Source organism: Porphyromonas sp. COT-108 OH2963 (assembly GCF_000768895.1).
GTDB lineage: Bacteria > Bacteroidota > Bacteroidia > Bacteroidales > Porphyromonadaceae > Porphyromonas_A > Porphyromonas_A canoris.
In genome coordinates this window covers 377,412-394,229 of the sequence record NZ_JRAP01000008.1, presented here as the reverse complement: position 1 = coordinate 394,229, position 16,818 = coordinate 377,412, and the positions used below count along the sequence as shown (strand labels likewise).

14 protein-coding genes are annotated in these 16,818 nt (G+C 48.2%); all 14 read left to right on the top strand.

Features of this window, described 5'->3' with window-relative positions:
- Window positions 1-53 precede the first annotated feature (53 nt).
- The 14 genes from HQ39_RS05310 (at window position 54) to nqrF (ending at window position 16,608) form a co-directional block, all read left to right on the top strand.
- Window positions 54-1,508: an aminoacyl-histidine dipeptidase gene (locus HQ39_RS05310; RefSeq protein WP_036864354.1), complete on the top strand. Its 1,455-nt coding sequence runs from the start codon at window positions 54-56 to the stop codon at window positions 1,506-1,508.
- Between the two features lie 110 nt (window positions 1,509-1,618).
- Window positions 1,619-2,341 (top strand): DNA repair protein RecO, encoded by a 723-nt coding sequence (gene recO / locus HQ39_RS05305; RefSeq protein ID WP_036864352.1) that lies wholly within the window; start codon window positions 1,619-1,621, stop codon window positions 2,339-2,341.
- A gap of 138 nt (window positions 2,342-2,479) precedes the next feature.
- Window positions 2,480-3,460, top strand: a complete 981-nt coding sequence (thiL, locus tag HQ39_RS05300) for a thiamine-phosphate kinase (protein ID WP_036864350.1) — start codon at window positions 2,480-2,482, stop codon at window positions 3,458-3,460.
- A 20-nt stretch (window positions 3,461-3,480) separates the two neighbouring features.
- Window positions 3,481-3,915 (top strand): dUTP diphosphatase, encoded by a 435-nt coding sequence (dut, locus tag HQ39_RS05295; RefSeq protein WP_036848509.1) that lies wholly within the window; start codon window positions 3,481-3,483, stop codon window positions 3,913-3,915.
- Window positions 3,916-3,932: 17 nt separating this feature from the next.
- Window positions 3,933-5,603 carry a SulP family inorganic anion transporter gene (locus tag HQ39_RS05290; protein WP_036864348.1) on the top strand — a complete coding sequence of 557 codons (1,671 nt, stop codon included), beginning with the start codon at window positions 3,933-3,935 and terminating at the stop codon, window positions 5,601-5,603.
- A 19-nt stretch (window positions 5,604-5,622) separates the two neighbouring features.
- Window positions 5,623-6,633, top strand: coding sequence for a tRNA dihydrouridine synthase DusB (gene dusB / locus HQ39_RS05285; protein WP_036864343.1), 1,011 nt, complete (start codon window positions 5,623-5,625; stop codon window positions 6,631-6,633).
- A gap of 438 nt (window positions 6,634-7,071) precedes the next feature.
- On the top strand, window positions 7,072-9,513 hold the full coding sequence (locus HQ39_RS05280; protein ID WP_036864341.1) for an FAD-dependent oxidoreductase: 2,442 nt from the start codon (window positions 7,072-7,074) through the stop codon (window positions 9,511-9,513).
- Between the two features lie 43 nt (window positions 9,514-9,556).
- Window positions 9,557-9,925, top strand: coding sequence for a MarR family winged helix-turn-helix transcriptional regulator (locus tag HQ39_RS05275; RefSeq protein ID WP_036864338.1), 369 nt, complete (start codon window positions 9,557-9,559; stop codon window positions 9,923-9,925).
- A gap of 747 nt (window positions 9,926-10,672) precedes the next feature.
- Window positions 10,673-12,019 carry a Na(+)-translocating NADH-quinone reductase subunit A gene (locus tag HQ39_RS05270; protein WP_036864333.1) on the top strand — a complete coding sequence of 449 codons (1,347 nt, stop codon included), beginning with the start codon at window positions 10,673-10,675 and terminating at the stop codon, window positions 12,017-12,019.
- A gap of 27 nt (window positions 12,020-12,046) precedes the next feature.
- Complete coding sequence (locus tag HQ39_RS05265) at window positions 12,047-13,267, top strand: NADH:ubiquinone reductase (Na(+)-transporting) subunit B (RefSeq protein WP_036791084.1); 1,221 nt, start codon at window positions 12,047-12,049, stop codon at window positions 13,265-13,267.
- A 30-nt stretch (window positions 13,268-13,297) separates the two neighbouring features.
- Window positions 13,298-14,005, top strand: a complete 708-nt coding sequence (gene nqrC, locus HQ39_RS05260; RefSeq protein ID WP_036791086.1) for an NADH:ubiquinone reductase (Na(+)-transporting) subunit C — start codon at window positions 13,298-13,300, stop codon at window positions 14,003-14,005.
- A 9-nt stretch (window positions 14,006-14,014) separates the two neighbouring features.
- Window positions 14,015-14,644 (top strand): NADH:ubiquinone reductase (Na(+)-transporting) subunit D, encoded by a 630-nt coding sequence (locus tag HQ39_RS05255; RefSeq protein ID WP_036791087.1) that lies wholly within the window; start codon window positions 14,015-14,017, stop codon window positions 14,642-14,644.
- Window positions 14,645-14,687: 43 nt separating this feature from the next.
- Window positions 14,688-15,305, top strand: a complete 618-nt coding sequence (gene nqrE, locus HQ39_RS05250; RefSeq protein WP_036791089.1) for an NADH:ubiquinone reductase (Na(+)-transporting) subunit E — start codon at window positions 14,688-14,690, stop codon at window positions 15,303-15,305.
- A 46-nt stretch (window positions 15,306-15,351) separates the two neighbouring features.
- A complete protein-coding gene (gene nqrF / locus HQ39_RS05245) occupies window positions 15,352-16,608 on the top strand; it encodes an NADH:ubiquinone reductase (Na(+)-transporting) subunit F (RefSeq protein ID WP_036791091.1) in 1,257 nt (418 codons plus the stop codon).
- The last annotated feature ends 210 nt before the right edge of the window (window positions 16,609-16,818 follow it).

The following is a 16,818-nucleotide window of genomic DNA, read 5'->3' as shown; positions in this document are numbered from 1 at the left end:
CTCTTTTTTATCCACAATTAACGCTCATACTTAAAACCATTAACCTCATATTTATGGCACAAGAGATTAAAAATCTGAAACCACAGTCTGTTTGGTCTTATTTCTACGACCTTACACAAATTCCTCGTCCTACCGGTCAGGTAAAGGAAGTCTGCGACTATCTTCTTCGGATAGGTAAGGAGATTGGGGTGGAAGTACAACAAGATGCAGTAGGCAATGTCATCATGCGTAAGCCGGCACCTCCCGGATATGAATCGAGAAAAGTGGTAACGCTGCAATCTCACGTAGATATGGTTCCACAGAAAAATAGTGGTACTCCTCACGATTTCAGCAAAGATCCTATTGATGCTTATGTCGATGGCGAATGGGTAAAGGCAAAAGGAACTACTCTTGGTGCGGATAACGGTATCGGGGTCGCTTATGCTTTAGCCGTTATGGCAGATAAGAGTCTCGTGCATGGCCCGTTGGAAGCTCTCTTTACAATTGATGAAGAGGTCGGAATGGTTGGTGCTTTCGGGCTGCAACCCGGATTCAGCAAAGGAGATATTCTTTTGAACCTCGACTCTGAAGAAGAGGGAAACCTTTACATCGGATGTGCCGGAGGTATAGATGTCGGAGCTACTCTCAGTTACGAAGAGAATCAGCCTGTTCCGGAAGGTGATATTGCTGTGGAGATTATCTTGAATGGTCTTAAAGGCGGACACTCCGGAGTAGATATCCATTTGGGAAGAGCAAATGCCAACAAGTTGATGTTCCGCTTCCTCAAGAAGATCGTGGAAGATCTTGGCGTATGCGTCTCTTTTGTGGAAGGAGGCTCTCTTAGAAATGCCATCCCTCGTGAGTGCCGTGCCATCGTAACTCTTCCGGAAGAAGATGCAGATATGCTATGGGAAGCTGTGTCGGACTATCGAGACCTTTATAATAAGGAGTATCACGGAATAGAGAATGAAGTAAGGTTGGAAGCGCATAAGTGCGAACTCCCTAAACAGATAGTACCAAGAGAGATACAGGACAATGTTATCCATGCCGTAGAGGCAGTGCAGAATGGAGTTGTAACCATGTTACACGACTTCCCCGATACAGTGGAAAGTTCATCCAATCTTGCCTATCTCAGACTTGGTAATGGAGAATTGGATGTGAAGTTCCTCACCAGAAGCTCTTCGGATAGCCGTAAGATGATGGTGGCATCCTCTATCGAAAGTGCTTTTGCTCTTATCGGTGCAAAAGTGGAGATGAGCGCAAGCTATTCCGGATGGCAGCCCAATGCGGAGTCTTACGTGATGGATGTCATGAGAGATACCTATACCAAGATGTTTGGAGAAGCTCCGGGAGTAAAGGTGATGCACGCAGGTTTGGAATGCGGTATCCTTCAGGGAGTCATGCCGGATATGGACATGATCTCTTTCGGTCCAGAAATCCGCCACCCTCACTCACCGGATGAGAAAGTAAATATCCCAAGTGTGGAAAGAGTCTATAACTATCTTGTAGAAGCACTCAAAGCACTTTAACTCTGAACAGATAAGATCAAACAGATGGAGGCGAACCGAAAAGGACACTGTCATTTCGGTTCGCCTCCATTATTCGGACTCCCTTTTCAGACTCTCTTCTCGGAATCAACATGAAGATACACACTCGTGCCATATCGCTTACCACGGTAAAGTACTCGGACACAAAGTCCATTGCACACCTCTTCACGGAAAATCTCGGATCGGTATCATTTCAGATTCCTCGTGTGGCAGGCAAGAAAGGCAGTGCTTTTCGTTCGCTGTATGTCCCGCTTTCAGTGGTAGAGTTGGTATATGACCACAAACCATTAAGACAGATTCACCTTGTAGGAGAGTTGCAACCCCTTCTCATTCCTTCGGCACCATCACGCTCGTTGGTGGCTAACGGAGTTGCTATTTTTCTGACAGAGTTTCTTCACCGTCTTTTAGCACCCATGCAGGGAGAAGAGCAGGGAGCACTGTTCCGTACAATACTGTCTGCGATAGACGCACTGGATAAAGAACCCGATGTCGTACTTGCTTCGCTTCATCTTCATCTTATGGTCAAGCTGTTGGATGATTTCGGTATCGCTCCCGACCACACGCGTTACCGCCCCGGTTATATCCTGCACAGAGAAGAGGGCTGCTATGCACCATCTTTCTCTGCATCCGAACCGGAGCGCAACACCTCTCGTTTATTACATGAGCTGCAACAACATCCTCTCCCTTCTGTTTTTGCGATGAACCGGGAAGATAGAGGCAGACTGCTCGATCTTTTACTCTCTTACTATGATATTCATCTCCATGGCATAGGAGATCTCAAATCCCTGCCTGTCCTCAAAGAGACCTTCTCTTAATCTTTTCTCAAGCAACTTCTCTCCTAACCTCTTCCGACAAGAAAATTGCTCAATACTATCTAATTGGCTAATTTTGCAGAGAAAAGTCGGAGCTTTCTTTCGGCTTCCGCCAAAGAATAAAAATTCAATCTCTACACCATGCAAATATCAGAAATAGGAGCTAATGCTCTTATAGACAGACTTACAGCATCATTTGAAGGCTTTGACAACCGGGACGATGCTGCACTCTTCGACCTTAAAGGTATGGGCGTTACTGCCACACATCTTATGTTGGAGGGGGTTCATTTCGATCTTCGCTATATGCCCGTCCATCACTTGGGCTATAAAGCGGTGGCGACCACCCTTTCCAATCTTGCTGCGATGAATGCCACTCCGGCTTATATATCCGTTGCCATCGGTGTTACGGCACAGTGGGAGGTGGAAGATTTGGAGACACTCTATAAAGGCATCCGGATTGCAACAGAGCGTTTTGGGGTAAAGCTCCTCGGTGGAGACACTGCGCCATCCGTTGCAGGCTTTACCATTGCCGTTACGGCCATTGGAAGTGCAGACCCCGACACTGTTGTTCGCAGAAAAGGAGCAGCATCCAACGATCTCATTTGCGTATCCGGCAATCTCGGTGCAGCCTATATGGGACTCAAAGCATTGGAACGAGAGCAGGAGGCTTACGATGGCAGTAGCGACTACAAACACGATCTTGGAGATCGCACTTACCTGTTGGAGCGTCAGCTTACACCTCAACCTCGCTTCGATATTATGGATATGCTCTCTCTTGCGGGCGTGAAACCCACCTCCATGATAGATGTTACAAAGGGCATCGCAAGAGATTTGCTTGCCCTTTCCCAAGCGTCCGGCATGGGGATGAAGCTCTATGAGGAGCGTCTCCCGATAGATTATGAGACCGCTTCCATGGCGGAAGAGATCGGCATCAATGTCTTTTCTGCTGCTCTTTATGGCGGTGAAGATTATGAACTGCTCTTTACTGTCCCGTTGGGTTTTAAGGATGTGATAGAGCAGATGGAAGGCATTGCCATTGTAGGTTACGTTACGGAGCCGGGCACTCCGGCACTTCTGATAACTCAGGATGGAAGGGAAGTGGAGCTGAAAGAACAGGAATAACAGACAACAACATGGATAAAGTGCGTGTGCGCATTGTGCGCAAGACCTTGAACGAACTCCCCGAATATGGGACATTGGACTCGGCAGGGATGGACGTGAGAGCAAACATAGAAGAGCCTCTTACGCTTCAACCTTTGGAAAGAAGGCTTATCCCCACCGGGCTGTTTATAGAACTTCCGCGCGGATACGAGGCTCAGATGAGACCCCGAAGCGGTTTGGCTCTCAAGCATGGCATTTCACTTGTCAATACACCGGGCACGATAGATGCGGATTATCGTGGAGAGATCGGCATCATTCTCATCAACCTCTCTCAAGGAGCATACACGCTTCAACCGGGAGAGCGGATTTGCCAGATGGTTGTAGCCCCTTACACGAGAGTGGAGTGGGACGAAGTGGAAAGCCTGACCGACTCGGAGAGAGGAGCAGGAGGGTTCGGACACACAGGTAAAGTATAACGAATAAAAGGAGAATCATGTCTAAAGAGAAGATTGCACGGATAGGACTTCCGGAACTTTACTACTCTCTTCAAGGATACACGAAAGAGAAATTTTTCAAAGACCTTATAGCAGGTATCATTGTTGCCATCGTGGCTCTGCCGTTGGCCATTGCTTTCGGGATAGCAAGCGGTGTAAGTCCGACCGAAGGTATTATCACAGCCATTCTCGGAGGGTTTATCGTTTCCGCTCTTGGTGGTTCCACCGTACAGATAGGCGGTCCTACGGGAGCTTTTATCGTCATTGTTTTTGGCATCATTCAGGAGTTTGGTATTGCCGGACTTGCTGTGGCTACGGTGATGGCGGGGGCAATGCTGATGTTGCTGGGCTTTCTGCGTTTGGGGACGGTGATCCGCTTCATCCCCTATCCCATTATTCTCGGCTTTACGGCAGGTATTGCGGTAACTATTTTTACCACTCAGGTGAAAGATATACTGGGATTGCAGATAGAGAGTGTACCGGGCGATTTTATCGGGAAGTGGCAGACCTACTTCGCTCATCTTGATAGCTGGAATCCGTGGTCGCTTCTGTTCACTGTCTTAGCGGTGCTGACCATTGTCTATGCTCCCAAGATACACAGACAGATACCGGGATCGCTTTTGGCTCTCATCGTGCTTACTCTCGGAGGATATGCGCTTACCTCTTTCGGAATGCCCAATGCTCCGGCTACCATAGGCGATCACTTTACATTCACATCGGGTCTTCCGGAGTTTCAGACTCTGGATCTCAGTGTGGCTACACTGAAAAAACTTCTCCCTTCAGCCTTTACCATCGCCATGCTCGGTGCTATAGAGAGTCTGCTCTCAGCCTCTGTGGCGGATGGGGTTACCGGTGCTCGGCACAACTCCAATGTAGAGTTGATAGCGCAAGGAGCCGCTAATGTCGTGGTGCCTTTCTTCGGTGGCATCCCCGTAACAGGCGCAATAGCACGCACGATGACCAATATCAACAACGGCGGACGAACACCCGTTGCCGGCATCGTACACGCTGTCATGTTGCTCGCCATTCTCCTTTTCCTCGGGCCTCTTACTGCTTACATCCCATTGGCTGCTCTTGCCGGAGTGCTTGTGATAGTGTCGTACAACATGAGCGGATGGCGTTCATGTCTGGCTATTTTTAAGGGCCCGAAGAGTGATATAATCGTTCTTCTCGTAACCTTTTTCCTCACTGTTCTCATAGACTTGACGGTGGCCATCGAGATAGGGATGCTGCTTGCCGTGCTTCTGTTCATGCGAAGACTGCAGAAAGCAACCGGTATCATTCGACACGACAAGCAGTTCGATGCTCTTTCCCATTCCGATACAGACCGCAAAGAGGTGCTGGATGTTCCGGACGGGGTGGATGTTTACGAGATAGCAGGACCATTCTTCTTTGGGATGGCAAACAGTTTCGATGAAACCATGCGTCAGGTGCATCACAAACCTACGGCTCGTATTGTGCGGATGCGGAGAGTACCTTTTGTGGATAGTACGGCACTTCACAACCTCAGCATGATGGCGGACTTTCATAAGAAACAGGGTATTCATCTTGTCCTCTCCGGTGTGCAGCCCGAAGTGTACAAGGAGTTGGAGCAGTCCGGACTGCTGGACGAGCTTGGACGTGAGAACGTCTGCGACAATATATATAAAGCATTAGAGAGAGTGCGATAGGCTCTCCTCAAGAAAACGAATGAAGATAGGAAATATAGATTTAGGGGCATATCCTCTGCTTTTGGCACCGATGGAAGATGTTACGGACTCTTCTTTTCGCCACATGTGCAAGGCTTTCGGTGCGGCTATGGTCTATACCGAGTTTGTCTCGGCAGATGCACTGATACGGGATATCAAGAGTACCGTGAGCAAGATGCAGGTACAGGATAGCGAACGTCCCGTGGCAATACAGATTTACGGACGGGATACGGAGACCATGGTGGAGGCTGCCAAGATATGCGAAGAAGCAAGACCGGATATTATAGATATCAATTTCGGCTGTCCCGTGAAAAAGATTGCCGGAAAAGGTTGTGGCTCCGGAATGCTCAAGAATCCGCCTCTCCTGCTGGAGATTACCGCTGCCGTCGTCAAGGCTGTATCCCTTCCGGTTACCGTGAAGACAAGGCTCGGCTGGGATATGGAAAATATCATCATAGAGGATTTGGCAGAACAAATTCAAGATGCCGGCGCTGCTGCCCTTACCATACACGGGCGTACAAGGAGTCAGATGTACACCGGTGAGGCGGACTGGGAACCCATTGCGCGAGTGAAGTCAAACCCTCGTATCTCTATCCCGATCATCGGTAATGGAGATGTTGTCTCCGGTAAAGATGCTCTCAGACGCTTTCGGGAGACCGGAGTAGATGCTGTGATGGTGGGCAGAGCGAGTATAGGCAGACCGTGGTGCTTTGAAGAGATGCGTGCTTTGCTCGATGGCAAAGAAGCTCCGGCGCACCACTTCTCATGGTATATAGACATCCTCAAGCGCCAGATAGAGGAGAGCATCCTGAAGACAGACGAACGCAGAGGCATTCTGCACGTTCGGAGGCATCTTGCAGCCACACCTCTTTTTAAGGGGATACCGGATTTTAAGCAGACCCGTATAGATATGTTGAGAGCCGCGACTAAGGATGAGCTGTTTGAGATACTGGATAACATTCCGCTAAGATTCGATCTCTCCACTGTTGTAGTAAATCCGGACTTGAAGTAAAAACTCGATAGTTTTTCCAAAAGAAGCTCCCATCGCTGCATTTGCCGGTGGGAGCTTTTGTTTTGAAAGGGATAAAAACTCTCTTTGTCCACGTTCATAAAATCCGTTTAACCTGTTCCGATTCTGAAATCAGGGCTTGATCTCTACACATCAAGGCTTGTTTGCCACAAACCAAATCTTGAAGTTTACCACTCACGCTTCTACTTCTAAAACTATAAAGCATTAGAGAAAGTATTGATAATATTCAACCGGTTTTATAGACGGGTTAAACATTTTATCCAAAGCCGAATATTGCAAAGGAAGATGCCTATAATTCTATTTTTAAGTCTTTTACGCTTTAGGGATAAATATTATTCATGCGAAATATATTTCCTGTGGAAAATATTTCTATCTTTGCAAAAAAATAATACGTAAAAGGAATACAATACCATATAAATCATGAAATACGTAATAGTAGGCGGGGTTGCAGGAGGCGCTACTGCTGCTGCCCGACTTAGAAGATTGGATGAACACGCCGAGATCGTGCTCTTTGAGAAAGGGAAGTATATCTCTTATGCCAACTGTGGTTTGCCTTATCACATCGGCGGAGTAATAGAAGAGAGAGATATGTTGTTCCTGCAAACACCGCAGTCTTTCTCCGATATGTTCCACATGGATATCCGTGTAGAGAGTGAGGTGCTCCGTATAGATCGTGCCGGAAAGCAGGTAGAAGTGCGCCGTGCAGACGGTACTACCTACATGGAGAGCTACGATAAACTTTTGCTTTCACCCGGTGCCGTTCCGGTGGTTCCACCGCTTCCCGGCATAGATAGTCCGGGTGTGTTCACGCTTCGTAACGTGGAAGATATGGACGCCATAAAGCACTACTTGGACAGCCATAAGGTGAAGAGAGCCGTGGTTGTAGGCGGTGGGTTTATCGGATTGGAGATGGCAGAAAATCTTCATGCCCGTCATATCGAAGTGAGTGTCGTAGAAATGGCACCGCAAGTAATGGCTCCGATAGACTTCTCTTTGGCTTCTGTCGTTCATGCTCACATGCATCAGAAAGGTGTGGGACTCTATCTCGGAAAAGCGGTTACAGCCATTCGCCAAGCAGCCGAAGGCAGTGCACTGAGCCTTTCTTTCGACTCGGGAGAGACACTCGAAGCCGATCTTATCCTTCTCTCGATAGGGGTGCGCCCGAACAATAAACTCGCTGCGGATGCCGGCTTAGAGATAGGCGAAGCAAGAGGTATAAAGGTAGATGACTATCTCCAAACCTCAGATCCTGATATTTTTGCCGTAGGAGATGCCATAGAGTTCAAGCATCCGATCACCGGAAAGAGCTGGACCAACTATCTTGCCGGACCAGCCAACAGACAGGCGCGTATAGTGGCAGGCAACATGAGCGGACTGCAAAAGCAGACTTACGAAGGAGCTATCGGCACGGCAATAGCCAAGGTCTTCGACCTCACCGTGGCTTCTACCGGGCTTGCCGCAAAGGCTGCAAAGAGAGAGGGATTGCCTTATCTTACAGCCACTGTTCAGCCCAACAGCCATGCGGGCTACTATCCGAACGCTTTTCCATTGACGTTGAAGATCGTATTTCATCCCGAAACCGGCCGTCTCTACGGCGCTCAGTGCGTAGGTGTTTCGGGGGTGGATAAGCGGATAGACTCCATTGCGCAGATCATCAAGCATGAAGGCACCATCTACGATCTGATGAAGACCGAGCAGGCATACGCTCCTCCTTTCTCTTCTGCAAAGGATCCCGTGGCTCTCGCAGGCTATGTGGCGGAGAATATCATTTCGGGTAAGATGAAGCCGCTATACTGGAGAGAGATGCAGGCAGCAGATCCGAAGAAGGTAACCATAGTGGATGTGCGTCCGAGAGAAGCATACGATGTGGAGCACATATCCGGTTCGATGCATATCCCATTGGAAGAGATGCGCTTCCGACACAGAGAGATCCCGAAAGATAAACCGGTATATATCTACTGTACGGTAGGTTTCAGAGGCTACCTCAGCTCCAATATTCTGTTGCAGAACGGCTTTACCGATGTGTACAATCTGATTGGCGGATACAGACTGTACTCTGCAATAGTGGCGGACTACAGCTCCAAGCCGGAGAATACTTTCTCCCAACCGAAAGCCTCTGCGAATACATCTGCCACGGTGATGCAGGTGAATGCGTGCGGACTTGCCTGTCCGGGTCCGATACTGAAGTTGAAGCAGTCGATAGACAAGATAAATGTCGGGGAACGTTTGGCGATAGAGTCCACCGATCCGGGCTTTTCGAGAGATGCCCAAGCATGGTGCGACACCACGGGACACACCCTCATCGCAAAAGAGACAAAGGGAGGTAAGTTTGTGGTAACGGTAGAAAAGACCGCTTGCAAGGCGGAGGGGACATGCGTGAGTACCTCTCCGGCAAAGGGCAAGACCTTTATCCTGTTCAGCGACAGCCTGGATAAAGCTCTGGCGACATTCGTTCTTGCCAACGGAGCAGCAGCCACAGGGCAGAAGGTTACAATCTTCTTTACGTTCTGGGGACTCAATGCCATAAAGCGCCGTTCACGCTCTAAGGTTACGAAAGACTTTTGGGGACGAATGTTCGGATACATGATGCCCAAAGACAGTAAAGGGCTTGGTCTTTCCAAGATGAATATGGGAGGATTGGGAGCAAAGATGATGCGCTTTGTGATGAAAAAGAGACACGTGGACTCTTTGGAGAGTATGCGCGCTCAGGCTCTTGAGAACGGCGTGGAGTTTATAGCTTGTCAGATGTCCATGGATGTAATGGGAGTGGATCGCAAAGAGCTTATCGAAGAGGTTTCGATAGGCGGTGTAGCCACTTACATGAACCGTGCGGACGATGCCAATATCAATCTTTTCATCTAACTTTGAGGCTTCCGAATCTTTTCTTCTACAAGAATAAAGCGTTATGGAGAATGTAAGATGTATATGCCTGATGAGGGAACTGATGATCTCTATTCGGGATTTGGAGCAGCAGCTTATGGAGTCTGCCCAATGCGATCTGAACCAAGCGATGGCACTCTGTGTCATATCGGGGGAGTCGGTTTCTGCCTCCGAAGTCTCGGCTCGCATTGGTCTTCTGCCGGCTCATACATCCAAGCTCCTCTCGGCAGTAGAAGACAGAGGGTGGATCGGACGGCGATTAGGGCGAGAAGACAAGCGGAAAGTCTTCTTTTCTCTCACTCGTAAAGGCGAGCAGAAGCTGGCAGAAATCAGAAGTTTGAACCTTTCCGTTCCGGAGCTGTTGCAGCCTCTGTTTGAGGGAGCTGAGGTATAAACTTCTACAATAATCATACAGACAGCGTACCATTCGGGTGCAGAGATACAAAAACATCTCTCTTGACACCGGGTGGTACGCTGTCGCTTTTATATAAAAACGGCGTCCGGAAGATGCGCTGAAAACTTCCGGATTTTTTGTTTCTCTTGAAACCGGAAAGAGGAGATCTTTTCAATGGATTGATTTTTAGATAGATATGAAAAATCTTGAATTCGGAAAAATTTTTTCTTCAGTCCGTTTGATGGGCTGTTTTCGCGTTAATCGGTGTGAATTTTAACACCCCGACCTGTAAACGTTTCCTAATAAAGAAATTTGATTTTTCAGGTGTATTTTAGTATGAAAATACGTAAAAATCTGGTGGTTAGTGTTTTAGCGATTTTGGCTAAACACGTTAATCGAATCCGGTAAACGTGTTTAATGAAATCGGTAAACGTGTTCATTGAAAAATTAAACACGTTAAGCCGAAAGAATATGTATGGAATATATAAAAACCGAGGAGAGAAGAGGCGCTTTTCGGCATCGTTTTGGGGTGCATTCACTTTGGGTCGGAAGAGGATGTCGTTTTGTGTGTAAATATATGAGAACAAAGGGAACAGCTCATTTGGTCATAACTAATTTTTTTCTTTATTTTGCAAGTCTATTGAGTTGGGTCGTACATTTTTGTATATCGGGGGCAAAAGAGCCTCTTAACCCACTGTGTATATAGCGACTTGCGGAAATAGTTTTCAAATATAGTATACTTATTTAATGGCTAAAGTGATTAAAATTAAAAAGGGCTTGGACATCAACATTGTTGGCAAGCCTCAAGAGGTTGAGGTGCACGCGCAGCCCTCTACCACCTACGGCGTTGTGCCGGACCATTATCCCGGTCTGCTGCCCAAGCTGGAGGTGAAAGTAGGAGACAGTGTCCTCGCCGGAACACCCGTTCTATTCCACAAAAGTTTTCCGGAGATAAAGATCGTATCGCCTGTTAGTGGTAAAGTGATAGCCATCAACAGAGGAGATAAACGTAAGATCTTGAGCGTTGAGATCGCTCCGGAAGCCTCTATCGAGTACGCTCCGTTCTCTGTGGAGACAAAGGGTAAGAGCAGAGAAGAGCTACTTGGACTGCTTCTTTCGAGCGGTATGTTTGCTCTTTTGCGTCAACGCCCATACGACTACCTCCCAAATCCTACCATTATCCCTCGTGATATTTTTGTTACCGCCAACGTAACCGCTCCCCTTACTCCCAAGGCACAAGCTCTTTTCGGGGACAGAGTGGAGGATATGCAGGCAGCGATAGACCTGCTGGCAAAGCTGACAACCGGGAAGGTTTATGTCGGTATCCCTGCCGGATCGGGCTTTAAGCTCTCCAACTGTGAAGTGGTAGAAGTAGCAGGTCCACACCCTGCCGGTAACGTGGGCGTGCTTATCAACCATACGGCTCCGGTGAATAAGGGAGACACGGTATGGACTGTATCTGCTTCCGAACTGGTTATTATCGGAAAGTTCTTACGCACAGGGAAGACAGACTTCTCCAAGAAGGTGGGTATCGCCGGAGAGTGCGTGGCAACGAGAGGCATCGCAAACGTTATATGCGGTGCGAATGTGGCAGAACTGGTGAAAGATAAACTGGTGAACGACTCTGCCAAGAAGCGTATCATAGATGGAGATGTGCTTACGGGTACCATGCTGACGGACGAATATGCTTTTATGAGCCCGTTCTCTAAGGTGATCTCCGTGATCCCCGAAGGTGATGACACTCATGAGATGTTCGGCTGGGCTGCTCCCGGATTCAACAAATACAGCGTGTCGAGATCCTATCCAGCATTCCTTATGGGTAAGAAAGAGTTCAGCTTCGACACACGCATACGCGGAGGCAGAAGAGCCCTTATCGTGTCGGGCGAGTATGACAAAGTGTTCCCGATGGATATATATCCGGAGTACCTTGTGCGTGCAATAGTCTCTTTCGATATAGATAAGATGGAAGAGAGAGGTATCTATGAAGTGGCTCCGGAAGACTTTGCTCTGTGTGAGTTTGTAGATACATCGAAGCTGGAGCTGCAGTATCTGGTGCGCCGTGCATTGGATATGCTCTATAAAGAAATGAATTGATAACACTTCCCTAATACAGACAATACATTGAACGCGTTAAGAAAATATATCGACAAGATAAAGCCAAACTTTGAGAAGGGTGGCAAGTTATCTATGTTTCATTCCGTCTTCGATGGTTTAGAAACGTTCTTCTTCGTGCCTTCTACTACGTCCAGAAGAGGAGTACATATCCATGACGCCATGGACTCGAAGCGTACCATGACGGTGGTACTCGTGGCTCTGATGCCCGCTCTCTTCTTCGGGATGTACAATCTGGGCTATCAGCACTACATGGCCATAGGACAACAGGCAGGCTTTTGGGCTATGTTCCTGTATGGTCTTCTGGCTATCCTGCCCAAGATCATCGTAGCCTACGTTGCCGGACTCGGCACAGAGTTTATTTTTGCACAGATACGTGGACACGAAGTAGCAGAAGGATTTTTGGTAACAGGCTTCCTTATTCCTCTTATCGTACCGGTAGAGACTCCGCTTTGGATGATTGCCGTTGCCACTATCATTGCGGTAGTGTTTGCGAAAGAGGCATTCGGAGGTACTGGTTATAATATCTTCAACATCGCTCTTGTAACTCGTGCGATCCTCTTTTTCGCTTATCCGGCGGCAATGTCCGGTAATGAAGTGTTCGTCAGAACCGGTTCTACTTTCGGTCTTGGCGGTGGAACTCCCGTGGATACATTCTCCGGAGCGACTCCTTTAGGACAGATCGCCGGTATGACAAAAGAGCAAGGACTGCAACCCGTAACCGATGTGGTGGGCAATGCTCTCTCTTCTTGGGACTACTTCCTGGGGCTCATTCCGGGTTCTATCGGTGAAACATCCGTTCTGGCTATCCTTATCGGTGCAGTGATACTCATTGCCACAGGTATTGCAAGCTGGAAGATCATCTGCTCTATTTTCTTGGGCGGATTTGCAACGGCTCTTCTCTTCAACCTTAGCGGTGCCACTGCCGGAATGCAGGTGTCTGCTTTGGATCATATGTTGCTTGGTGGCTTTGCCTTTGGCGCTGTGTTTATGGCAACAGACCCGGTAACTGCAACAAGAACAGAGCTGGGTAAGTGGATCTATGGCTTCCTTATCGGATTCTTTGCCATCGTGATCCGTCTTCTTCAACCCGGTTATCCGGAGGGTATGATGATGGCAATCTTGCTGATGAACGCCTTTGCTCCGCTGATAGACTACTATGTGGTGGATGCAAACGTGAAGAAGAGAATGCGCAGAGCCACGGTTGCCAACTCTAAGAAAGTAGCATAAGTAATCACCTCACTTAACAGATAAAAGGTTATGAATAGAAATAGCAATTCTTATACTATTATATATGCAGCCGTGATGGTGATTTTGGTCGCTGTGGGACTCGCGTTTACATCGCAAAGTCTCAAGGGACGCCAAACAGCCAATGCCAATATAGACAAGATGCAACAGATATTGAAGTCTATAAAGGTCTCTGCTACGGCTCAGAATGCACAAGCAGAGTACGGCAAATATATCAAGGAGGCTTTCCTTGTGAGAACAAACGGTGAAAGAGTGGAAGGCTCTGAGGGAACAGGCGTGAAAGATCCGGCATTCGCCGCAGACTTTGCCAAGGTTGTTCGTGAAGGAGACAAGGGCGAGTATCCTGTCTTTATAGCAGAAGTGGATGGCGTGAAGAAATATATCTTGGCCATGAGCGGTGCCGGTCTTTGGGGACCTGTATGGGGCTTTATCTCTATCAATGATGATACTGCAACGATATACGGCGTGGACTTCAGCCACCAAGGGGAAACTCCCGGACTTGGTGCTCAGATCGTGGAACCGTTCTTTACCTCTGCATTTGAAGGCAAAACGATATTTACGGATGGTGCTTTTGCTCCCGTTCAGGTCGTTAAAGGCGGAAGCAAGCTGGCAAACGGCGTGGATGCGATAAGCGGTAGTACGCTTACCTCTAACGGTGTCAACGACATGATTCGCGACAGTATCAAAATGTACCAAGAGTTTCTTAAAAGCAATAAATAAACCAGTGTCATGGCATTACTAAGTAAAAAGAATAAAGAAATCCTGATAGGTCCGCTCAGCAAGAACAATCCGGTTGTTGTTCAGATGCTGGGTATCTGCTCCGCTTTGGCAGTAACGTCGAAGCTTGAGCCATCTCTTGTTATGGCAATCTCGGTAACCGTGGTTATTGCTTTTGCCAATGTGATTATTTCGTTGCTTCGTAATACGATACCCAACCGTATCCGTATTATCGTGCAGCTTGTTGTGGTGGCTGCTCTTGTAACTATCGTAAGTGAAGTGTTGAAGGCATTTGCTTATGATGTAAACAAGCAGCTCTCTGTCTTTGTGGGTCTGATCATTACGAACTGTATCTTGATGGGACGTCTTGAGGCGTTTGCTTTGGGCAATAAGCCGGGCGCATCTTTCCTTGACGGTATCGGAAATGGTTTAGGATATGGTATTATTCTTGTGATCGTAGGATTTTTCCGCGAGTTGTTCGGCTCCGGAACGCTGCTTGGCTACCAAGTGGTACCGGATTCGTTCTATGAAATGGGATATGTAAACAATGGTTTGATGATCTTGCCGCCTATGGCTCTTATCATCGTTGCTCTTGTGATATGGGTACACAGATCCTACACTCCGGAGCTGCAAGAAAAATAACCCGACGTAATAGTGTAATAATTAAGACATAAACAGAGACACAATGGAATATATCAGTTTATTTGTACAGTCCATCTTTGTTGACAACATGGTGTTTGCATACTTTCTTGGTATGTGTTCGTATCTTGCTGTCTCCAAGAATGTAAAGACCTCTTTAGGGTTAGGGTTAGCTGTTACGTTTATCCTCACCTGTACGCTTCCTCTCAACTATCTGTTGGAAAACTATGTGTTGAAAGAGGGAGCTTTGGCATGGTTGGGGCCTGAATTTGCAGACGTCAATCTCAGCTTCCTGAGCCTTATCCTCTTCATTGCGATCATCGCATCTTTCACACAGCTTGTGGAGATGATCGTGGAGCGATTCAGCCCATCTTTGTACGCGTCATTGGGTATCTTCTTGCCTCTTATCGCTGTAAACTGCGCCATCCTCGGCGGATCGCTCTTCATGCAGCAGAGAGAGTTTGCCAATATCGGGCTTGCCACCACTTACGGTTTCGGTTCCGGTATAGGCTGGTTGCTGGCTATCATCGGTATGGCTGCCATTCGTGAGAAGATTGCGTACTCGGACATTCCGAAGCCTTTGCGCGGATTGGGTATCACGTTCATCATCACGGCTCTCATGGGTATCGCTTTCATGAGTTTTTCCGGTATCAAGCTATCATAAGAGGTCATTACAGAAAGTCTAACAACAATAAAAGCAAAACATCATAATGTTATTATTAGCAATAAACGGAGCTGCAATAGGAGCCAGCGTAGTGGTCTTTCTTGTAGTTACCCTTCTGCTTGTAGCACTTCTTTTGGTAGCCAAAGCAAAGCTTCTGCCATCCGGAGACGTCAAGCTCACGGTGAATGAAGAAAAAGAGTTTGACGTTCCCATCGGCGGAACGCTTCTCAACACGCTTCAAGGCGAAGGCATCTATCTCTCATCTGCCTGCGGGGGCGGTGGTTCTTGCGGACAGTGCCGTTGTCGCGTGGTCGAGGGTGGCGGAGAGATCCTGCCCACGGAAGTAGGATTCTTTTCTCGCAAGGAGATCAAAGACCATTGGAGGCTCTCCTGCCAGACTAAGGTAAAAGAGAACATGCAGGTCGTGGTTCCGGAAGAAGTCTTCGGTGTAAAAGAGTGGGAGTGCACGGTAGTCTCCAACAACAACGTAGCATCTTTCATCAAAGAGTTTGTCGTGAAGCTGCCGGAGGGCGAGGTGCTCAACTTCAAGAGCGGATCGTATGCTCAGATCAAGATACCGAAGTACAACGTGAAGTTTTCCGACATGATCATCGGAGACCGTTTCAAGGGGGAGTGGGACAAGTTCAAGCTCTGGCCTCTTGAAGCATCTAATGATGAAGAGACCATCCGTGCGTACTCTATGGCGAACTACCCGGCGGAGGGCAACATCATCACACTCAACGTTCGTATCGCGACACCTCCGTTCGACCGCAATACCGGAACGTGGGCGGCAGGCATCAAGCCGGGTATAGCATCGTCCTATATTTTCAGCCTCAAGCCGGGAGACAAGGTGATGATGTCGGGTCCTTATGGAGATTTCCACATCCAGGACACCGACGCCGAGATGCTTTACATCGGAGGTGGAGCCGGTATGGCACCGCTCAGGGCACAGGTATTGGATCTGTTCAAGACGCTCAAGACCGGCAGAAAAGTCTCCTACTGGTACGGTGCGCGCTCCAAGAACGAGATTTTTTATGAGGAAGACTTCCGCGAAATAGAGCGAGAGTTTCCGAACTTCTCTTTCCACATCGCTCTTTCCGATCCGCTTCCGGAGGACAACTGGACGGGATACACCGGATTTATCCACCAGGTGATCCTCGACAACTACCTCATCAACCACGAAGCGCCGGAGGACATCGAATACTACATGTGCGGTCCCGGACCGATGGCGAATGCCGTCAAGGGCATGCTCGACAGCCTGGGCGTTCCTCGCGAACAGCTCTACTTCGACGACTTTGGTTGATCCCCCGCGGAAAAGAGTCGAAACATACCGAGTGCGGTCTTCGGAAGATACAATTCCGGAGACCGCACTTGTTTTTTTTGTGCCCGTTTCGGGGCAAAATTCCGAAGCTCCGAAACGCACTTTTTCTCCCTTTTCCGCCTCATCCGGGAGCAACCCGGAGAGAGGGCTGTTACTGCTTGAAAATGAGCACATAAGCACACATTTTTCGCT